The 20,263-nt window shown below is 44.6% G+C and carries 14 protein-coding genes; 9 read left to right on the top strand and 5 right to left on the bottom strand.

Features of this window, described 5'->3' with window-relative positions:
- The first annotated feature begins 59 nt into the window (after nt 1-59).
- Nucleotides 60-3,314 carry a TonB-dependent receptor gene (locus VIN08_RS02505; protein WP_331959721.1) on the top strand — a complete coding sequence of 1,085 codons (3,255 nt, stop codon included), beginning with the start codon at nt 60-62 and terminating at the stop codon, nt 3,312-3,314.
- Between the two features lie 65 nt (nt 3,315-3,379).
- On the opposite strand, the gene VIN08_RS02500 is transcribed toward VIN08_RS02505, so the two are convergent.
- Both VIN08_RS02500 and VIN08_RS02495 read right to left on the bottom strand, forming a co-directional pair.
- Complete coding sequence (locus tag VIN08_RS02500; RefSeq protein WP_331959718.1) at nt 3,380-6,148, bottom strand: ATP-binding protein; 2,769 nt, start codon at nt 6,146-6,148, stop codon at nt 3,380-3,382.
- Nucleotides 6,149-6,302: 154 nt separating this feature from the next.
- Nucleotides 6,303-6,770 carry an NUDIX domain-containing protein gene (locus tag VIN08_RS02495; RefSeq protein ID WP_331959715.1) on the bottom strand — a complete coding sequence of 156 codons (468 nt, stop codon included), beginning with the start codon at nt 6,768-6,770 and terminating at the stop codon, nt 6,303-6,305.
- A gap of 235 nt (nt 6,771-7,005) precedes the next feature.
- Here VIN08_RS02495 and VIN08_RS02490 point away from each other — a divergent pair, with 235 nt between their 5' ends.
- The 7 genes from VIN08_RS02490 (at nt 7,006) to VIN08_RS02460 (ending at nt 15,580) form a co-directional block, all read left to right on the top strand.
- On the top strand, nt 7,006-7,584 hold the full coding sequence (locus VIN08_RS02490) for an O-methyltransferase (protein ID WP_331959712.1): 579 nt from the start codon (nt 7,006-7,008) through the stop codon (nt 7,582-7,584).
- Between the two features lie 33 nt (nt 7,585-7,617).
- On the top strand, nt 7,618-8,103 hold the full coding sequence (locus VIN08_RS02485; protein WP_331959709.1) for a GNAT family N-acetyltransferase: 486 nt from the start codon (nt 7,618-7,620) through the stop codon (nt 8,101-8,103).
- 36 nt (nt 8,104-8,139) lie between these two features.
- A complete protein-coding gene (locus tag VIN08_RS02480) occupies nt 8,140-8,898 on the top strand; it encodes a metallophosphoesterase (protein ID WP_331959707.1) in 759 nt (252 codons plus the stop codon).
- 469 nt (nt 8,899-9,367) lie between these two features.
- Nucleotides 9,368-10,714, top strand: a complete 1,347-nt coding sequence (locus tag VIN08_RS02475; RefSeq protein ID WP_331959704.1) for a TolC family protein — start codon at nt 9,368-9,370, stop codon at nt 10,712-10,714.
- Nucleotides 10,715-10,732: 18 nt separating this feature from the next.
- On the top strand, nt 10,733-11,872 hold the full coding sequence (locus VIN08_RS02470; protein WP_331959701.1) for an efflux RND transporter periplasmic adaptor subunit: 1,140 nt from the start codon (nt 10,733-10,735) through the stop codon (nt 11,870-11,872).
- Nucleotides 11,873-11,903: 31 nt separating this feature from the next.
- Nucleotides 11,904-15,065: a multidrug efflux RND transporter permease subunit gene (locus VIN08_RS02465; RefSeq protein ID WP_331959698.1), complete on the top strand. Its 3,162-nt coding sequence runs from the start codon at nt 11,904-11,906 to the stop codon at nt 15,063-15,065.
- A 137-nt stretch (nt 15,066-15,202) separates the two neighbouring features.
- Nucleotides 15,203-15,580, top strand: coding sequence for a helix-turn-helix domain-containing protein (locus VIN08_RS02460; RefSeq protein WP_331959695.1), 378 nt, complete (start codon nt 15,203-15,205; stop codon nt 15,578-15,580).
- 44 nt (nt 15,581-15,624) lie between these two features.
- Here VIN08_RS02460 and VIN08_RS02455 read toward each other — a convergent pair whose 3' ends face one another.
- The 3 genes from VIN08_RS02455 to VIN08_RS02445 form a co-directional block, all read right to left on the bottom strand.
- Nucleotides 15,625-16,422, bottom strand: a complete 798-nt coding sequence (locus VIN08_RS02455; protein WP_331959692.1) for an SDR family oxidoreductase — start codon at nt 16,420-16,422, stop codon at nt 15,625-15,627.
- Between the two features lie 14 nt (nt 16,423-16,436).
- On the bottom strand, nt 16,437-16,772 hold the full coding sequence (locus tag VIN08_RS02450; RefSeq protein WP_331959689.1) for a nuclear transport factor 2 family protein: 336 nt from the start codon (nt 16,770-16,772) through the stop codon (nt 16,437-16,439).
- Nucleotides 16,773-16,955: 183 nt separating this feature from the next.
- Nucleotides 16,956-18,221, bottom strand: coding sequence for an MFS transporter (locus VIN08_RS02445; protein WP_331959686.1), 1,266 nt, complete (start codon nt 18,219-18,221; stop codon nt 16,956-16,958).
- 276 nt (nt 18,222-18,497) lie between these two features.
- Between VIN08_RS02445 and VIN08_RS02440 the strand changes: the two genes are divergently transcribed.
- Nucleotides 18,498-20,263 (top strand): ligand-binding sensor domain-containing protein (locus VIN08_RS02440; protein WP_331959683.1); only part of this gene is annotated, 1,766 nt, incomplete at its 3' end.

Raw genomic sequence — 20,263 nt, 5'->3', positions numbered from 1 at the left:
CCCGCTCGCAGACACTTTCAAAAGTATACTTTATTTATGATCACAAAACTCGTCTTTCAATGAGAACGATATTATTATCTATTTGCTTATTTATATTTACTCCTTTACTGATACATGCCCAGATAACGACCAGCTCTATTAGCGGTAAAATTACCGATGCCAAAGGTGAAGATCTTCCGGGTGCTACTATACAATTGGTATATAAACCAACCAATACTGTTTATGGTGTATCTACCAACGCTGACGGGCGCTATACCTTACGAAATCTGAATCCTGGCGGACCGTATGATGCCACGATAACTTTTATTGGCTACCAGGTGGAGAAGCTTGAAAACATCAACCTTAAACTTGGCGAGACATTAAAACTGGATGTTCAGTTAAAAGAAGAATCAACCACACTGCAGGAAGTACAAGTAGTGGCGGATAATATACTCGACCTGAATAAAACAGGCGCGAGTAACAGCGTAAGCAAAGAGCAGATACAAACACTGCCTACTTTAAGCCGCAGCTTTTCAGACTTTACAAGACTTACACCACAAGCCAGCAACAACTCTTTTGCCGGTACTAACTTTCGCTATAACAACATTACACTGGATGGTGCTATCAATAACGATGCTATCGGATTCAGCCCTTCACTTGGTGGTGTGAGCGGCACAGCCAATCAACCCGGTAGCAGTACACGCACCAATTCATTCAGTCTGGATGCTATACAAGAGGTGCAGGTACAGTTAGCACCTTACGATGTAACGCTGGGTAATTTTACCGGAGGAAGTGTCAATGCCGTTTCACGAAGTGGTAGCAACAATGTTACCGGTTCGGTATATGGCTTTGGAAGAAACGCTGCGATCACTGGTAAATATAAAGGCAACGACAAAGTAGGAGATGGCTCTATCAGCAATGCGTATCACGATTATCAAACCGGTTTCCGTGTAGGCTTCCCGTTGGTAAAAGACAAATTGTTCTGGTTCACCAACGAAGAAATTACCCGCAGCCAGATACCGGTATTTTTCCCGGCAGGTGCACCTAATTATTTCATGACGACTGATATAGCCAACCAGATCATCAACAAACTTAAAACGCTTCCTGCATCAATCTATAATCCGGCAGGAGGTTATGATCCGGGTGCAACACAAGACTATAATATATACTCCAAGAGTGTGAAATTCTTTAACCGTCTGGATTGGGTGATCAACAAAAATCACTCACTGGCTATACGCAATAACTCTGTTATATCCGAAGCCAGCAACCTGGAACGCTCCACAACAGAATTTCAATTTGGTAACTACGACTTCATTCAGAAGAACCACAACATCAGCACCGTGGCTGAATTGAAAAGTCGTTTCGGAAATACAACCAGCAACAGTTTGATATTAGGCTATACCGATATAACTGATCGCCGTAATCCTACGGGAACAATTTTCCCGCAGATTCAGATCAACGGGATAGGAAGCGGCCATGCGCTACTCGGAACAAACCGCGAAGCAGCCGTATTCAACATGCGCCAGAGAACTTTTGAGTTTACGGATAACCTGCGTTGGTTTACCGGCAACCACTCGTTTACACTCGGTACACACAATGAATTTTACAAGATTGACTATACATTCATCAACTCTTACAACGGTCGTTTTGATTATGCCAGTTTAGCTGACTTCTTAGCCGACAACCCTTCACGCATGCGCGCTATATATAACCCCGGTGATAACAGCCTGAGCAATAACCTGGCTAATTCTCCGGCAAAGTTCAACATCTCGATGAACAGCATATATATACAGGATGAATTTGCGGCCACTAACAAACTGGTACTGACTTACGGACTTCGTGCAGATATAACGATCATGCCGAACACACCGCCAACAGATTCTCATGCTTTGTTCCCTAATCCTCCGGCCAACTACGGTACCACCTATACCTACAATAACCCGGTAGCTACAAACAACAACAAGTTTTTCGGGCAAGTATATATATCGCCTCGTATCGGATTTAACTACGATGTGAAAGGCGATAAGTCGCTGGTGTTGCGTGGTGGTAGCGGTGTGTTTACCGGCCGTATACCTTTTGCGTGGCTGGGATATGCGTATGTGAACGATGGCAAAACATACTCGGCACTGGATCTGAACCCGCCAAAAGCAGGAACACCGATACCAACAGACCCTACACAATTCAAGAACTTTGCTGCAGCCAACGGATCAGCCAATAGAAACGAACTTGATCTTATTGACAAGAATTTCCAGATGCCACGCATGTGGAGAAGCAGCTTTGCCGCGGATATAATGTTGGGCAATGGCTATAAACTGACACTGGAAGCTTTATATACCAAGACGCTGAAAGACGTACAGATCAAACAGATCAACCTGAAAGACTCTGTATACTATGCGGCTACCGATATTAATCATCAGCAACCGCTATATCTGTCAGGCGGCTCAACAGGCAACCGCGTGAGCAATAACTTCTCCAGTATATACCTGATCACGAACACAACTAAAGGCCAACGGTATTCATTAACTGCGCAACTCTCCAAGCAATATCCATTTGGCTTAGGGTTTATGGCGGCCTATACTTACGGACAATCGAAAGATATATTGAACGGTATACGCAACTCACCGGAATCAGGGTGGCAGTTGAACCAGGCGTTGAATCCAAACAATCCGGGCTTAACGTATTCTAACTTTGATATTCGTCATCGCATCGTAGCAACCGTGCAGTATAAGAAATCGTGGAACGAGAAACTTACATCCTATATTTCGTTGATCTCTACCAATCAGTCCGGTTCCCCTTTCACATGGGTAAATACAGCGAACAGCAACTTGTCGCGTTCAGGCCAGCAGGTAGACCTGATGTTTATACCGGCATCCGCTGATCAGATAAACCTCGTTGACAAGAAGAATGCAGACGGTTCTATTACCACTGCAGCACAACAATATGCTGACCTGGCTGACTTTATAAACAAAGATCCATACCTGAGCAAACACAAAGGAGAATTTACCGAGCGCAATGCAGCCAGAACTCCCTGGAATAATTTACTTGATCTTCGTTTGATGCAAGACGTGAATTTCAAAGTAGGGCAGAAGACACATCAGTTACAGATAACTTTTGATGTGATCAACTTCTCGAACATGCTGAACAAAAATTGGGGAAGAGTATATTTTACACCGAACACCCAGAACTCTTCGGTTGATATGGGCCTTCGTGTAACCCGTGCTAACAATTCAACAGCACAACCTGCCTATACCTTCACCAGACCTACAACATCTTATTCCATCGATCAATTCAGTTCTCGCTGGCAAGGACAGTTAGGTGTCAGATATAGTTTTTAATACAGAGTACGTTCAGAAGTACAAATCCCATTGTCGTGCTGCACATAGTGAGCGCGGCAATGGGATTACTTTTTTATATCAGACGATATACCAGAGTCGGATTGCTCGGAATGTCCGCTATGGCGTAATGATTCTTCCAGGATCAACGGCAGCACTATACGAAAGCGTGAGCCATGGCCCGGTACAGATTCCACATCGATAGTACCGCGCAGAACCTCGATCTGTGCTTTGATCAGGTATAGCCCTATACCACGTCCTTCCACGTGCGTATGAAATCGTTTATAGAGCTTGAAGATCTTTTCTTTATGAAGTTGTGTATCGAAACCAAGACCATTGTCACTTATCTCAATAATCGCTTTGCCATCTATAGCGTGGCTGGTAGCCGTAACGTTAAGCTTCCTGTCAGGCGAACGAAACTTGATGGCATTGCTCAACAAGTTATAGAGTGTGCTTTGCAGCATTGCCTTAACCGTAATTATTTTGGGCAATGCGTGGAAGTCTACTATAATTTCTTCTTCACCGGTAAGGCTGTCTTGTAAAAGGCTGATGCACTGCTTCCATTCTTTTTCAAATTCCGCTACCTCCAGGTATTGATCGGGTTCATTCCGCAGATCAAGCACCTTGTTCAGATCTTTAATGATCAGATCGAGGTCGGAAGCAGTCTTTGAAATAAGTTCAACCCAGCGTTGCACCTGCTCTATATCTTTTTCAGCCTGCGCTAATTCCGAGAGGCCAATCAAGCGCACAGCAGGTCCGCGCAGGTTATGCGACACGGTATAGGAGAATTGCAGCAATTCATTGTTATGCTTTACCAGCTCTTCATTGGTAGTGCGCAGCTCCAGTGTCTTCTCGGCTACGATCCGTTCAAGACCTCGATTCAGATCGCTGATGTCTTTATTACTTTCCGCCAGCTTGTTTGCCTGCGCCTGGATCTCTTCATTCTGTTCTGAAACTTCACGGTATAGATGTTTCAGTTCTGCATTCATCTGCTGAAGCTCGTCTGCCTGTGCCTGTATACGCTTGTTCTTATCGGTTATGATAATGTTAAGCGTTTTAATACGTGCATAGAAACGATAGTATAAAAAGGCCAGTATACCGAGTAACGTAATAACTGCCATGCCTGCGATCAGCAAAATGAATTGTTGTCGTAATCTGGATTCCTGTAAATGAATTTTATCCTGCGCCAACTGTTTATCCTTTTGCAACACTTTTATGTCGCGATCGCGTTGCTCGATCTCTTGTGTCTTCTCCAGATTCACAAATCTCCGCGCGAGGTCAGTACGATGTATAGAATCCTTTAACACACTCGCCAGCATAGAGAACTTGAGCGATTCTTTATACTGACTTTGTGAAGCCAGTAAATCTCTGCGTGTGTTATAGGTTCGTATCAGCAACTCATACGCGTGTGCACGATGACTGAATTGTTCTGACAGATCGAGCAGTTGTGCTGCATGGGCTGCATCACCCAGCTTTACATACAGATCGCCTTTTGCCCATTGAGCCCATGCAAGACCATACGCGTAATTAGAAGCCACAGCGCGTTGTATGCTCTCATCATAGAATGCAAGCGCCTCACGGAATTTCTTTTGTCGCACACCGAGTATACCCTGGTATAATCGCACATCGCTTACACCGCGATCGTCATCCAGCCTGGTATATATAGCATAAACAGAATCGAGGCATGTATGTGCAGAAGAAAAATCATTTAACTCCGTAAGCGCTGCACCTTTCAGCATGAGCGCATCTGCCTGATCGCCTTGTAACTGTCGCTTCGGACCGCTCTTTAATGCTTCGTTGGCAAGACGCAGCGCCTGCCGTGTATCGCCCAAATGAAAATTTACCCAACCGATGCGATTGCGTATAGTATAGATATCCGCTTCAAAACCTTGCCTTTTACTTACGTTCAAGGCATCGTATAGATTGTTCAGCGCCAGTTCGTATTCACCACGATCGGAAAATATTTTACCCATGTCGGTGAGTAATGTAACATACTTGCGGATCAACGATTTTCTGAAATAATACGCACGCGCAGAATCAACCAACACTACCGCTTCTTCAAATCGCCCTTTTCGAAAGAGTATAAGTGCGCGCAGATAACGCACATCATTCAGGTCTTCTTCATCGTTATGATGATCTTTTACAAGAACTTCGGCCTCACTTAAAATGGTCTCTGCTTTTGCCAGATCACCGGATGTAAGCACATTCCCTGCCTTGAGAACGAGCGCATCTGCCAGCAGCATTTTATCGGGCAATAATCTGCGTATAACGATAGATCGATCAAGATATAGCTGTTGTTTATCGTACTGGTAGCGTTGCCCATATAGCGCACTCAGGTTACGGTATATTTTAGATAACGTTAACGCGTTGGTACTGTCTTTAAATATCTCGTATGACTTTGTGAAATAGAATAGGGCAGAGTCATCTTCCACTTCTTCCAGGGCACATACACCGAGTTGAAGCAGGGTATATCCCTGGTTCGCACGGTCGCCCGCCTGTATAGACATCGAGAGCCCTTTATGAAGATCCTGATGAGCAAGCGTAAATTGTCCGGAGAGATAATCGTATACACCGCGATACGTGTGCGCAACTGCTTCACCTTTTATATACCCGATCTGCCGGCTAAGCGATACAGACTCATTGTTATACCGGATAACCCGGGCGTTGTCGTTGGTGATAAACTCGTAAGTAAGTTGATTGAGAAGATCAACCTTTTCGGTTCCGTTTACGATAGGAAGACGTTTTTCAAGGCTGTCTGTTAATTTCGACTGGCCAAACGCATTACCGGATAGTAAACCGAGTAAACACAAAAACGCAAAAGCCTTACTGCAATTCATTCCGGTATCAAGTGAACGATAAAGCAAAATTAACCGGATTCAGTTCTTAAAAAAATGACATTTGTCGACTGCAATACGCAGCCAATTTTATAGCGCTTAGGGGTGTATCTATAAATACGATCGACTGCATTTAGAGGAATGGTAAAATAATATTCTAGCGACTATATATAGCCTGTGCATGCTCCAGAAAAGGCAATTGTTGTTGATTGATCATGACCGATGCTTGTTCAAACGACATCCATGCAGCGCAATCCACTTCGGGCACAGCCATATATTTACCCGAACGCGGTGGCCACTCCATCTCAAACGTATTGGACACAATGGGTTGATGTTGCTCATCCCAGCTTCCCAGAAAACACCAGGCATGTACAATTTTACCTCCCTTTGTTTTGATTGTACCCAGCGAATGAAAAGGAGGCAAAGAAGTCAATCCTGTTTCTTCGTTGAACTCACGTTGTGCTGCTGCCAGCAGATCTTCATTTGCATCTGCTATACCTTTGGGGATACTCCAGGCACCTTCATTCTTCTTTATATAGTATGGTCCGCCCGGATGCACCAGGAAGAATTCCACATCACGGGTAGTCTTGCGACACATTAACAATCCGGCTGATAATACGGGCATTGATATATAGTTTGTATAACGAAAGATATAGAATACCCGCCATAAAACATATACTTTCCTGAAGCGTATCGACACGATCAACAGCGAACGTTCGCTTTGCGATATATATAGTTTGAAGAAAAATATATAGTCATTCGTATCATTTGAAAATTATTTGTGTATCTATGTTTATTGTTGACTAACGCAACGAAAAAACTAACGTTCGATAAAACTACAATCAAACCACAACCCAAACATGACAGAAGAAATCAATCAGCCACTACCGTATGCCTACACGCAGATTCAACAGGCAACGGAAGCTTCCGGTTTTACCATGGCATCGGATATACTTACGTGCTCACTGTTGCGTACACTGGCTGCATCCAAGCCGGGCGGTAAATTTCTGGAACTCGGCACAGGCACCGGATTATCAACCTCATGGATACTGGATGGCATGGATGATCGAGCTACGTTGCTTTCGGTTGATAATGACAAAACATTTCTGAATATAGCGGAGACCTATCTTGGAACAGACAATCGCCTGGAGCTTATAGCATCTGACGGAGGCGAATGGGTAAACAACAATCTTGATAACAAGTTCGACTATATATTTGCCGATACCTGGCACGGTAAATACCTGATGCTGGATGAAGTGCTCGCCATGCTCAACGCAGGTGGCCTGTATATAATTGACGACATGCTGCCACAACCCAACTGGCCCGAAGGTCACCACGAAAAAGCAACCAACCTGCTAAAGGTTCTTGACTCACGAAGTGATTTGATACTGACACGCCAGGCATGGGCTACCGGTATAGTGGTGGCTGTAAAGAAGTAAATATACCAGTTGGTTATTGTATCTTGCTTACTTATGATACAGATTCGAAAGACGTTGCCCGCAGATCACGATGCTCTCTGGGAGATCATTCAGCAAGTTATAGCAACCGGTGATACGTATGTGTTTGACCCGGCATCTTCGCGCGAGAAGATGCTGGCCTTCTGGTGCAGTGCAGACAAGCACACCTATACCGCATGGCAAAATGATGAAGTGGTTGGCACATTCTTTCTGAAGGACAATCAGCCTGATCTCGGTTCGCATATCGCCAATGCCGGGTATATGACGTCTCCGCGTGCGTATGGCCAGGGCGTTGGCCGAACAATGGGAGAGTTCTCGCTGCACGAAGCCAGGCGTTTAGGTTATACGGCCATGCAGTTCAACATCGTTATCAAAACCAACGAGCGTGCCGTAAAGCTGTGGCAACAACTGGGCTTTACTATCATTGGAGAAATACCCGAGGCCTTCAGGCATAAAACCCGCGGGCTCACCAATGCCTATATCATGTATCAAAAACTTTAGCGCTACGTATAGGTCCGCACCATCCTGTATATAGTCATGACAATTCAACATTGTTCGGACCTTCACATCGAGTTTCGCGACAATGCACGTTATCTGCAGGAACACCCGTTACAAACCGGTAGTGATGTTCTGTTACTGGCCGGTGATATTGTTCCTTTCGCAGAAATGAAAAAACATAAAACTTTTTTCGATTTCCTGTCCGATCACTATCATACAACGTACTGGCTACCGGGCAACCACGAATACTATGGTTCGGACCTCGCAGAACGAAGTGGATGTATACATGAGAAAATCCGCGATAACATTTTTCTGGTAAACAATTTAGCAATAGAACATGAATCCGTCAGGTTTATATTCAGTACACTTTGGTCACATATATCTCCGGTAAACCAACGGGAGATTCAGCGAGGGATGTTTGACTTTCATACCATTCAATATAGAAGTCAGCCCTTTACGGCGCATCACTATAATGAGCAACATCAGCACTGTCGTCAATTCTTGACAGAGACGCTTCAACAATCAGCAGCGGGCAAGACGGTTGTGATAACACATCACATCCCAACCTTTCTTCATTATCCTGAACGATATAGAGAAAGTATACTAAATGAAGCTTTTGCTACAGAACTGTTTGAGCTGATCGAAAACTCTCACGCTGACTATTGGATCTATGGACATCACCATCAGCCTGTGCCAGCGTTTAAGATTGGTGACACTTCGTTGATAACAAACCAGTTAGGTTATGTTAAACGAAAAGAACATCTTGCCTTTAACGCAGGCGCTACTCTTATCTGGTGAACGCAAGCCTATACCTGGCGCATCATTACGTGTCAAAAATTACTCTGCTGTTACTTACTGCAAATCCTATCTAAAGATAACAGGGTCAGTATATTTCTTGTGTTCAACGTACACAATGATGCATGTATGCAAACCTTTGCATATGCAATGGTTTGTTTAAAATGATGATTTTTCTTTGGGATTATTGAACTCTATTGGCGTTACTTTGTGTTAACAAATTTGTTAAAAGAAAATAACACCAGTTGTGTCCGGAAAAGGTTTAGGTAAACGACACAATATTATACCGGACGTGACGACACTACTCCTGACATTATATAACCAAACTATAATTCCATAACCTTAACTAATTTTTTTTGCATGATAGAAATCTGATTGAACCTTTTCCCCGACAATCACCGTAGTGGTTGATAAAATCAAGCCACTTAAAAAACCAATCACCCCGCATTTACTTACATATTTTAAACACACTATGCAATTGACCTTAACCAAAAGAAAAAGCTTTCCATGGATTGTCGTGATTGCACTTGTTCTCCCGTTGATAAGTCGTGCCCAAAAGCAGGATGCGTCTTCGGACAGCACATTGCAGGTCGCCACGCTTGACAAAGTTGTTCAGTATGCGCTTACGCACCAGGCTGCTGTTCAACAAGCGATCATCGATCAGGAAATCACGAACAAAGTAATCAAGGGTAAACTTGCGGACTGGTACCCACAAGTAAACTTCACCTATAACTATCAGCGTTACTTCGACTTGCAGTCGAGCGTGATAGGAGGGAACATCATCCGATTCGGGGTTGATAATACATCATCCGGACAGATCAATGCTACACAGACGATCTTTAACCGCGATGTACTGCTGGCCAGCAGCACAGCATCCAAAGTAAGGATACAGGCAGAACAGAATACCGCCAAGAGTAAAATCGATGTGGTGGTAAATGTTACCAAAGCCTTCTATGACCTGCTGGCAACTACACAGCAGATAAAGGTAAACGAAGAATCCATCGTGCGTCTCGAGCGAAGTCTGAAAGATTCCTATAGCCGCTATACCAGTGGCGTGGCAGACAAGACTGACTATAAGCGTGCTACTATATCGCTGAACAATGCCAAAGCATCTCTTAAAACAACACAGGAACAATTACTCTATAAAGAGGAATATCTCAAGTTGTTAATGGGGTATCCCGTACATAGTCATCTGGCTGTTCAGTACGACTCCGCACAAATGGAAGGCGAAATTCCTTTTGATACACTGCAGCAGATCAACTTCTCGCAGAACATCGACTATAAACTTCTCTTTATATCCAAAGAGTTACAGCATGCCAACGTGAAATATAGTCGCTGGGCTTTCCTGCCAACACTCAACGCGTTCGGTTCCTATATACTCAACTATCAGAACAACAATTTCGGTGAGCTCTATAACAAGAAGTATCCATACTCATATGTAGGAGCAACGCTCGCTATTCCGATTTTCCAGGGAGGAAAACGTATCGCGAAGATACAGGAGCAGAAGTGGGCGGAGAAGCGCATCGATGTGAGTTTGAAGAATATGGAGAACTCGCTGAACACCGAGTATGTACGCGCACTCGCGGCCTATAAAAGCAACCTGAGCAACTACCTGGCGCAGAAGGAAAATGTAGACCTCGCACAGGAGGTATACGACATCATTAACCTGCAATACAGAAATGGTGTGCGTCCGTATCTTGATGTAACAGTATCAGAAACCGATCTGCGTACTACCCGCATCAATTACTTCAACGCCCTTAACCTGGTACTGGCCAGCAAAATGGATGTGCTGCGTGTACTTGGACAAATCAATTACTAATTCAGAAACTATTACACTATGTCATTGAAGAATATACTATCGTATGCCTCTGTAACGCTGTTGCTTGCAGCATTCGCCTGCGGAAATAAAAACCAGCAGGGTATGCAGGGGCCGCCACCTGTAAATGTTGCCGTGCAAACTGTATCAACAGGCGATGCCGCGTATTATGATGAGTACCCGGCTATTGTAAGAGCCTTGCAGGAAGTAGAACTGCGCCCGCAGGTGAGTGGCTATATTACCGGCATTCACTTTACAGAAGGACAACAGGTAAAGAAAGGACAGAAGTTATACTCGATCGATCCGCAGCAAACTTCTGCTAACTATAATCAGGCACTGGCCAATCTTTCTGTACAGGAAGCTAACCTCGACAAAGCAAAGCGCGATGTAGATCGTTACCGCGAGCTCGACAAGAAAGATGCTATCGCGAAACAACAGGTTGATTATGCTGAAGCAACGTATGCTGCTGCCGAGAAACAAGTAGAAGCAGCCAAAGCAGCAGTGCGTTCGGTACAAACCAGCGTGCGCTATGCTACCATTGTTGCTCCGTTCGATGGAACCATTGGTATATCTGCTGTGCGTTTAGGTGCAGCCGTTACACCTGGTCAGACGGTATTGAATACTATATCTTCCGATAATCCGATCGCTGTAGATATCACGGTTGATCAACAGGAAATATACCGCTTCACCGAATTACTGGGGAGAAAAGTTTCCAAAGGTGATTCAACATTCCGCTTGTCATTCAAAGGAGAATTATACCCCTATCCCGGCAAGATCAGTGTAATAGACCGTGCTGTTGATCCGCAAACCGGTACTATAAAAATGCGTATCGAATTTCCGAACGTGAATCATAGCCTGCGCTCTGGTATGAGCGGTACATTGCTGGTGCAGTCCACTACAAGCAAGTCGGTAATTATACCTTACAAAGCTGTGAATGAGCAACTGGGTGAATTTTATGTATATGTAGCCGACAGTGCTAAAGCCACACAGGTAAAGATAAAATTGGGCAAGCAGATAGGTCGCAACATCATTATACGCGAAGGCTTGAAAGAAGGCGATGTGATCATTACCGAAGGTATACAGAATCTTCGCGAGGGCACACCGATCAATATAGCACCTCCGGCACCGGCAGGCAATGCCCCGCAAGCTGCTAAAAAATAACCGATAACATTCATCTTATAACCGAGAACAAATGATCTCAGATGTTTTTATAAAAAGGCCTGTTACGTCTATCGTGGTATCCGTAGTAATTGTACTTGTGGGTATCATTGCGATGACGACATTGCCTATTTCGCAATATCCTGATATTACACCGCCCACGGTGAACGTTAACAGTACCTATATAGGTGCCGATGCGCAGACGGTTGAACAGACTACAACCACCGCCATCGAAGCGCAGATCAACGGTACTCCCGGCATGTCGTACATGTCGAGTAACAGTACCAGCAGTGGAGCCAGTGCTATTACCGTAACCTTTGATATAGGAACGGATATAAACATTGCCACGCTGGATGTACAGAACCGCGTAAGTGTTGCTGAACCTGCATTGCCCGAGATTGTAAAACGTCTCGGTATCACGGTGCGCAAGCGTAACCCCAGTATATTTCTGGCGCTCGCGCTATATTCTCCGAATGGCACACACGATGCAACCTTCCTGGGTAACTTTGGAAATATATACCTGAAAGATGCCTTGCTGCGCGTAAGCGGAGTAGGGGATATCGTAATGGTGGGTGACGACTTTGGTATGCGTATATGGCTTAACCCGGAGAAGCTTGCCAGCCTGGGTATAACTCCCGCAGAAGTAAATGCAGCATTGGCAGAACAAAACCTGCAGATAGCAGCCGGTTCTATCGGTGCCAGTCCGCAGCCACGCCTGCAGGCATTTGAGTACAACGTACTTACCAATAGCCGTATCAACCGCGTAGAAGATTTTGAGAACATTGTAGTACGCAACAATCCACAACAGGGCAACCTGGTATATTTGAAAGATATAGCACGCGTAGAGCTGGCCAAGTTTAACTATGGTAACAACCCGTTTGTAATGCGCAAGCCGGCCGCCTTCATGCTGCTATATTTAGCACCGGGTGCCAATGCGCTGGCAACAAACGAAGGTGTAACCAAAGCACTGGCTGAACTGAAGAAAGGCTTCCCGAAAGATGTAGACTTCCTTGTGCCACTCGAAACAACTTCGGTGGTAGAGATCTCTATTGAAGAAGTGGTGCATACGCTGTTGGAAGCACTCGCACTGGTGGTATTGGTGGTGTTCCTCTTCCTGCAGAACTGGCGCGCTACATTGATACCTGTGCTTGCTATACCGGTATCACTCATTGGTACATTCATCTTCTTTATACCGTTTGGGTTTACCATCAACACACTGACATTGTTTGCCTTTGTGTTGGCGATTGGTATCGTGGTGGATGATGCGATTGTGGTGGTGGAAGCGATCCAGCATAACATGGATCACTATAAACTATCGCCTAAGGAAGCAACGAGCCGTGCGATGAAAGAGATTTCTGCTCCGGTAATTGCTATCGCCTTGATCCTCGCGGCCGTATTCGTACCAGTAGGATTTGTACCCGGTATAGTAGGTAAACTCTATCAGCAGTTCGCTATTACCATTGCCGTATCGGTAGTGATCTCGGCTTTCGTAGCATTGTCACTTACACCGGCACTGAGTATGTTGCTGCTGAAGCCGCACAACGGAGAGACCAGGAAAAATATACTCGATCGTTTCTTCGATAGCTTTAACAACTGGTTTGGCAAAGTTACCGGTTCCTATACCCGTGGTGTGAACACCTGGATAAAACGTACACCGTATGTATTGGTCATGATGATCTGTTTGTTCGTTGGTTTGTTCTGGCTCTTCAAACATAAACCAACCGGCTTTATACCAACAGAAGATGAGAAGCGTATGTATGTTACCTACGAAATGCCGGAAGGTACTTCGACCAAGCGTAACATCGAGATGCAACTTGAGATCCAGAAGCGCATTGAGTCTATACATGCAGTACAGGTAGTGGGTGGTCTTGCCGGTCTGAACATTTTGACTTTCTCAAACAAGTCTAACGTAGGAACACTCTTCGTAAACCTGAAGCACTGGAATGAACGCGATCTGAAAACAGAAAGTGTGCAGGCTGTAATGGGAGAGATACAGAAGCGTACGGCTGATATTAAAGAAGCACGTATACTTACCATTGCTCCGCCCGCTATACCGGGTCTCGGGCAATCATCCGGATTTACATTCGAGTTACAGCAAACTACCAGTACCGATGATATAAAACAGTTTGAAGGCGTTATGCGCAAGTTCCTGATGGCTGCTAACCAGCGTCCGGAAATAGCCATGGCTTATTCATTCTTCTCGGCACGCACACCAAGTTACCAGGTAGAGCTGGATAAAGAGAAAGCGAAGAAACTCGGTGTTTCTGTATCCGATGCCTATAGCACACTATCGACTTATCTCGGTAGTACGTATGTGAACGACTTTAATATCTATGGAAGAAATTTCCGCGTGGTATCACAAGCGGATACTTCTTACAGAAAAAACATCCAGGATATAGGTAAATATTTTGTACGCAACAGTGCAGGCAACATGGTCCCGCTCAGTTCGCTCATCACTTCCAAAATGATCGAGACTCCGGCTGTGGTATCGCACTATAATATATACCGCTCTGCGGAAATTATGGGTGTAGCGAAACCTGGCTATAGTAGCGGACAAGCCATTGATGCCTTGAAAGAAGTAGCTGCGCAGACTATGCCTGTGGGCTATAGCTACGAGTTTGGTGGTATGAGCCGTGAAGAGATCAAGGCTGGTAACAGTACGGGTCTTATCTTCGGTATATCTGTAATATTCGTATTCCTGTTCCTCGCTGCACTATATGAAAGCTGGTCAGTGCCATTCTCAGTATTGTTTGCTGTACCGATCGGTGCCTTTGGCTCAATTCTTACCTTGACACTGTTACCGAATCTGACAAACAATATCTATGCACAGATCGGGTTGATAACGCTGATTGGTCTTGCGGCCAAGAACGCGATTCTGATCGTGGAGTTTGCCAAAGAACGTGTAGACCGTGGAATGGAAATTGTGGAAGCGACACTCGAAGCAGTTTCACTGCGCTTGCGACCAATCATCATGACTTCGCTGGCGTTTATCCTCGGTGTGTTGCCATTGGCATTTGCTGCCGGTGCAGGAGCGGAAGCGCGTAAAACAATTGGCTGGACAGTGGCGGGAGGTATGGTCGCGGCAAGTTCGCTGGCTATATTTGTAGTGCCTGTATTATTCGTATTCATTACGAAGATCGCCTACAAAAACAAACCCAAAACACCTGCTACAGACCTTGCGCACGACACGCATTAATTTATAACAGTTATATATAAAGAAGAGCCTTGCCATGCAGGGCTCTTTTTTATTTGCCAACGAAAAGCGTAACTTCGATACCACCGGAGCACCTTCGCTGCGGCAAATGTATACACAAACACATCCCCCTCCAGACTATGTATACCCGAAAGACACCCATCACGCTTAACTGCGGCCTTGATCTTATCCGAGAAGTTCTCTATGGAAAATGGAAGATCAGTATCCTATACTATATATCAGAGGGTGTAAAACGCCCGAACGAAATTCATAGAAAGATACCCGATGCAGCACGCAGAGTTCTCAACATGCAATTGTCTCAACTGGAAGAACACGAGCTGATCCGCAAAAAGATCTTTGCCGAAATGCCGCCCAGGGTGGAATATAGCTTAACACCACTCGGAGAAAGTATTATACCCGTAATAGCAGAAATGGGAAAGTGGGGAGACGACAACAAAACTAAATTACAGGAAGTAATTTTAAAGGGCGAGCGATTGCCGGAACATTTAAAACAATGAACAATAAAAGGGCTCACAAGAGCCCTTTTACATTTATACTATATTTAGATAGTAGGAATCGTACCACCATCAATTATATACTCTGCGCCACTGAGATAACCGCCACGATCGGATACCAGGAAAGCAACAAGCTCAGCAACTTCTTCCGGCTTTGCCGGTCGTCCCATTGGTATACCTCCCAATGAATCCATCAATAATTTGAGTGCGCCATCTTTATCGGTGTTGGCATTCTGCGCAATGCGATCAATAAGATTATCGGCAGCGGTAGTTTGGATAAAACCGGGAGCAACTGAATTTACCCGGATACCCCGTGGCGACATTTCTTTTGAAAGCCCCTTGCTATAATTACTCAATGCTGCTTTAGCCGCTGCATACGCCAGCGTAGCATCGGGCAATGGCAACACCCGTTGAATAGAAGATATATGTATAATTACACCTTTACCTTGCTGCAACATAGAAGGCAGCAACGCCCGGTCGAGTCGTACGGCAGCCAGCAAATTAGCGTTGATGGTTTGCATCCAGTCGTGATCTGTTAATGCCAGTGCGCCACCGGCAGGAGCAGAAGAACCGCCTACATTATTCACCAGTATATCTACACCGCCCATGTATTTTAAGACTTCACGTGCAACCACTTCAACACCTTCTATCGTACTTATATCAGCCGGTATAAATAGTTCAGACGAAGTCAGGTCTGCCGGCACAGAACGTGCAGTAGCCATCACCGTTGCACCGGCTGCGCGTAGTCGCTGTACAATGGCTTTGCCGGTTCCTTTTGTTCCACCCGTAACCAGAACTCTCTTACCCGAAAGTTCGGTAGCATAATTGTTCATTACGTTTTGCATAGATATATACCTGATCAGGATCGAATGGTTAATGTTGCCATCAGGGCATCTTTCAATGTAAAGATAAACCGCAGTTGAATCGGGCTTCCGTCAAACGTTCCGGTTACAAGGGTGGTGGCAATCCATTCTGATTTCTTCTCCTGTATATCTTTCACCGCCAATGTATATTGATACTCTTCGAAACCCCGGGCAACCCAATTTCTGATAGCTTCTCTGCCGGTATATACATGACCTTCGTCTTGCACAACTGCATCCGGTGTAAAGCATGCTGCGATCCCGGCAACGTCTTTCTTATCCACACCGGTTACGTAATTCGTAAAGGCCGATGGTATATAAGCTTTCTCTGTCATAAATCTGTAGTTAAATGTGTTTGTTTTTTCATCCCGCGAGAATGACACTACAAAAATCAATCATGAATAATCGCTGATCAAGACAGGGACCAGATGTTCGGGTAGGGAATAATTATTCCCTATAAAAGGAAGAAGCTGCAAAGATAATTTGATGGAATGCCTATAGATACTGCAAAGTATATATCAGGTAGTTTCGGCAGAGCGTTCTTCGAGTTGTCCGATCTTCATCTTATCCGTTTGCTTTAACGCACGCTGACGAAGATAAGGACTGAACAACAACGCAATGAGGCAGGTAATTATACCCTGTATCAGAAATGTATTAGGCGCTCCGATATAGTGCGACAGCGCCCCGATCATAAGTGCACCAATAGGCTGCATGCCAAAGAATGCCATGGCATAATAACTGAGTACACGCCCGCGCATAGCTGGCGTTACCATGGTTTGAATTAATGTGTTGCTGATGGTCGTCTGCGACATCATTCCGAATCCGACAATTACCAGGAAAGGCAAAGCAAAATGGAGTGTGGTAAGGTGAGAGAACAACATGAGGCCCACGCCAAAGAGAATTGTATTCACAAACAATATACGTTTCAAACCAACGCCCGGGCTAAGCGAAGCCAGAAATATAGCACCGCCCAACGCACCCAGGCCAACCATGCTATTGAGATAACCAAAGGTAGTAGCCTTTCCGTGAAAGATCTCCCTGGCATAGATAGGCAGCAGCGTTATATAGGGCAACGAGAAAAGACTTACCAATGCCAGCATCAGCATAATGGTACTGATTGATGGAGTGTTCTTCAGGTATATAAATCCGTTCTTCAGATCCGTCATGGCGTTGGTGAGACGCTCCGGCTTTTTATAGGGCGGCAGATTCATAAAGAGGAGCGAGGTAATCACAGCAATAAAGCTGAAAGCATTCAATAAAAAACAGATGGCAGCTCCGAACTGGTGCAACACAATACCCGACAACGCAGGGCCTATCAGTCGCGCGAGGTGTACCATCGAAGAATTTAGCGCGATGGCGTTGGGTAAATGTTCTTTGTTATCAACCATGTCGTAAACCAATGCTTGCCGCGCGGGTACATCAAAGGCATTGATCGTTCCCAGCACAACGCTCAGTATCAAGATCTGCCACGCGGTATAGTGGCCGGATAAAACCAGCGCAGTAAGAATAACAGCCTGCACCAGCGATGCTATCTGCGTAAGCAATAAAACTTTATAGCGGTTAAAGCGATCGGAGATAACCCCACCGATGATCGAAAACATAAACGAAGGAAACTGGGCCGCGAACGCAGCAAGCCCCAGCATAAACGCAGACGAGGTAAGCTCATAAACCAGCCAGTACACAGCCGTGCGCTGCATCCATGTTCCGATCAGCGACAGCGATTGCCCTGAAAAATATAGCCGGTAATTTCTACTCTGAAAAGCGCGAAGTGTCTTGGCAATCATGGAAAACAAAGACCTAAAATTACGTGATAGAAGCGTTCACCGGTAATTATACTTTACCACAAGGGATGAAAGCTTTGATCATCGGTCGTTACAGCATGGTGCATCTTAAAAAGGTATGCCCGTTTTATCCATTCGTTGTTTCCATAATTCAATTTTCTTTCGCCATCCATAGATCATTTGCATCGTAATGCGTTAGCAAATCTCTTTTTGATTTTTCATTTTTGTATCTTAGATCGATATACCCTTAATCTTTATCCGGCTATCCCCCTGTTATCCATGAAAGTAATTACCCCCGTGTTAGCTTTTGTTCTGTTGATGATGTGTTCTCTTTCGTTAACAGCGCAGTGTCTCCAGGAGAAAATCTATTCCATACGAGATGTTGAAGACATCGAATTTTATCATGACACACTCTGGATTACCACAGGCGGAGGGATTGTGTTGGCAGACCTGGAAGGCAATGTTTTGAAACGATTTGCTGATGACGATTCGTTTGAACGATTAATCCCGACTGACCTGGTGAAAGATAAACAAGGGAACCTGTGGATGGCTTCGGCTAACCGGGCTGCACGCTATGACGGACTTCACTGGGAGTTTATAGATAAGCCCAATATATTTAATGCGATTGCTACAGATAGTCACGGAACATTATGGGTAGGTTCATCGTCCGGATTATATAAATATACCAATGGTACCTGGACGCTCTATGATGCAACCACCGGGCTGGGTAATAATTTTATCAAAGGAGTATATGTCGATACGAATGATGTTGTGTGGGTTATCTCCACTTTTTCTGTAAGCTTTTTTGATGGAACAAAATGGACAAACCTTAGCAATCCGTCCTGGGTTTCTCCCTTCGGTTTTGAAGATATCAATGGCGACAAAGATGGAAATATATGGGTAACATTAGGCTATGGCGGAATTGCAAAAATATCGGCTTATACAACCTGGAAACATTATAGCTGGGAGAAGAATGAAGTGCTGTTTACTATCTACGATCGCATAACAACCAGCGAGGATAAAGGGACACTATATTTTGGTGCAGAAGGGGGCTATACCGTCATGCAGAATGGTATACTTACCAATTATCCAACCGAGCACCAGGCTAACATTACTTTTCGGGACAAGAACAATCATCTCTGGATCGGAAGTGAGCATCTATATATACAGCAGGGGCAGAACTGGAATGAAGTGCTGCCGAAAAATGAGATCAAGGGAAATCTCATTTGGAAAATGATTAAAGGTACCGATGGCCGATATTATATAGGTACATGGACGGGATATAGTATACTGGATAACAACCGGGAGGTGATTCCTCAGTCGAAACCTTTTTCTAGTCAGTTTGAAGCCGGTGTATTGGATATAGCGGAAGAACCTGGAAGCGGTATATTCTGGTTCGGCACAGAAAATGGAATCTTCCGGTATAAAGATTTAACTGCCGACTATTATCCCGCGATAGAGATTGCTCAGTCAACACGCATAAATGCCATCTATGTTGACAAGGATAAAAAGAAATGGGCCGGTACATACGGAGCCGGTGTAACGGTTTTTGACGACAATACACAAGTTAACTATAAAGAAGGCGATGGCCTGCTATCGAATTATGTATATGCTTTCTATCAGGATGCCAATGGAGCCATGTGGATCGGTACATTGGAAGGTCTTAATAAATTTGAGAATGGTGTTATCAGCGAGGTAAATATAGAAGACCCGGAAGATCCATTTCCTTTTCCGCCAACGATCTATAAGATTTTAGAGCATCCTGTTACAGGGGATATATGGATGTCTTCAACTTTTGGACTGATCAAAATGCATGGCGATGAGATTACGCATGTGAAAGATTTAAACGGAGCAAGAGTCTGGGCGGCAGGTGATTTTCAATTTGATTCAAAAGGAAATATCTGGTTTGTAAGCTGGAGTGGTTTATATTTCTTCGATCATAATGAAGTAAAGGCATATAATGAATCTAACGGTTTAGATATAGACGATATCATGTCCGTTCTGTTGGAAGACGATCACAACGTATGGACTGGTACATGGGGAGC

The organism is Ohtaekwangia sp., assembly GCF_036568665.1.
In the GTDB taxonomy this organism is placed as follows: domain Bacteria; phylum Bacteroidota; class Bacteroidia; order Cytophagales; family Cyclobacteriaceae; genus Ohtaekwangia.
The sequence above is the reverse complement of the archived record's forward strand: the minus strand, read 5'-3'. Positions and strand labels throughout refer to the sequence as shown.

Bases quoted from the DNA above. Each gene is read 5' to 3' on its own strand.
- VIN08_RS02505 (WP_331959721.1), top strand. From the start codon at position 60: ATGAGAACGATATTATTATCTATTTGCTTATTTATATTTACTCCTTTA.
- VIN08_RS02500 (WP_331959718.1), bottom strand. From the start codon at position 6,148: ATGAATTGCAGTAAGGCTTTTGCGTTTTTGTGTTTACTCGGTTTACTA.
- VIN08_RS02495 (WP_331959715.1), bottom strand. From the start codon at position 6,770: ATGCCCGTATTATCAGCCGGATTGTTAATGTGTCGCAAGACTACCCGT.
- VIN08_RS02490 (WP_331959712.1), top strand. From the start codon at position 7,006: ATGACAGAAGAAATCAATCAGCCACTACCGTATGCCTACACGCAGATT.
- VIN08_RS02485 (WP_331959709.1), top strand. From the start codon at position 7,618: ATGATACAGATTCGAAAGACGTTGCCCGCAGATCACGATGCTCTCTGG.
- VIN08_RS02480 (WP_331959707.1), top strand. From the start codon at position 8,140: ATGACAATTCAACATTGTTCGGACCTTCACATCGAGTTTCGCGACAAT.
- VIN08_RS02475 (WP_331959704.1), top strand. From the start codon at position 9,368: ATGCAATTGACCTTAACCAAAAGAAAAAGCTTTCCATGGATTGTCGTG.
- VIN08_RS02470 (WP_331959701.1), top strand. From the start codon at position 10,733: ATGTCATTGAAGAATATACTATCGTATGCCTCTGTAACGCTGTTGCTT.
- VIN08_RS02465 (WP_331959698.1), top strand. From the start codon at position 11,904: ATGATCTCAGATGTTTTTATAAAAAGGCCTGTTACGTCTATCGTGGTA.
- VIN08_RS02460 (WP_331959695.1), top strand. From the start codon at position 15,203: ATGTATACCCGAAAGACACCCATCACGCTTAACTGCGGCCTTGATCTT.
- VIN08_RS02455 (WP_331959692.1), bottom strand. From the start codon at position 16,422: ATGCAAAACGTAATGAACAATTATGCTACCGAACTTTCGGGTAAGAGA.
- VIN08_RS02450 (WP_331959689.1), bottom strand. From the start codon at position 16,772: ATGACAGAGAAAGCTTATATACCATCGGCCTTTACGAATTACGTAACC.
- VIN08_RS02445 (WP_331959686.1), bottom strand. From the start codon at position 18,221: ATGATTGCCAAGACACTTCGCGCTTTTCAGAGTAGAAATTACCGGCTA.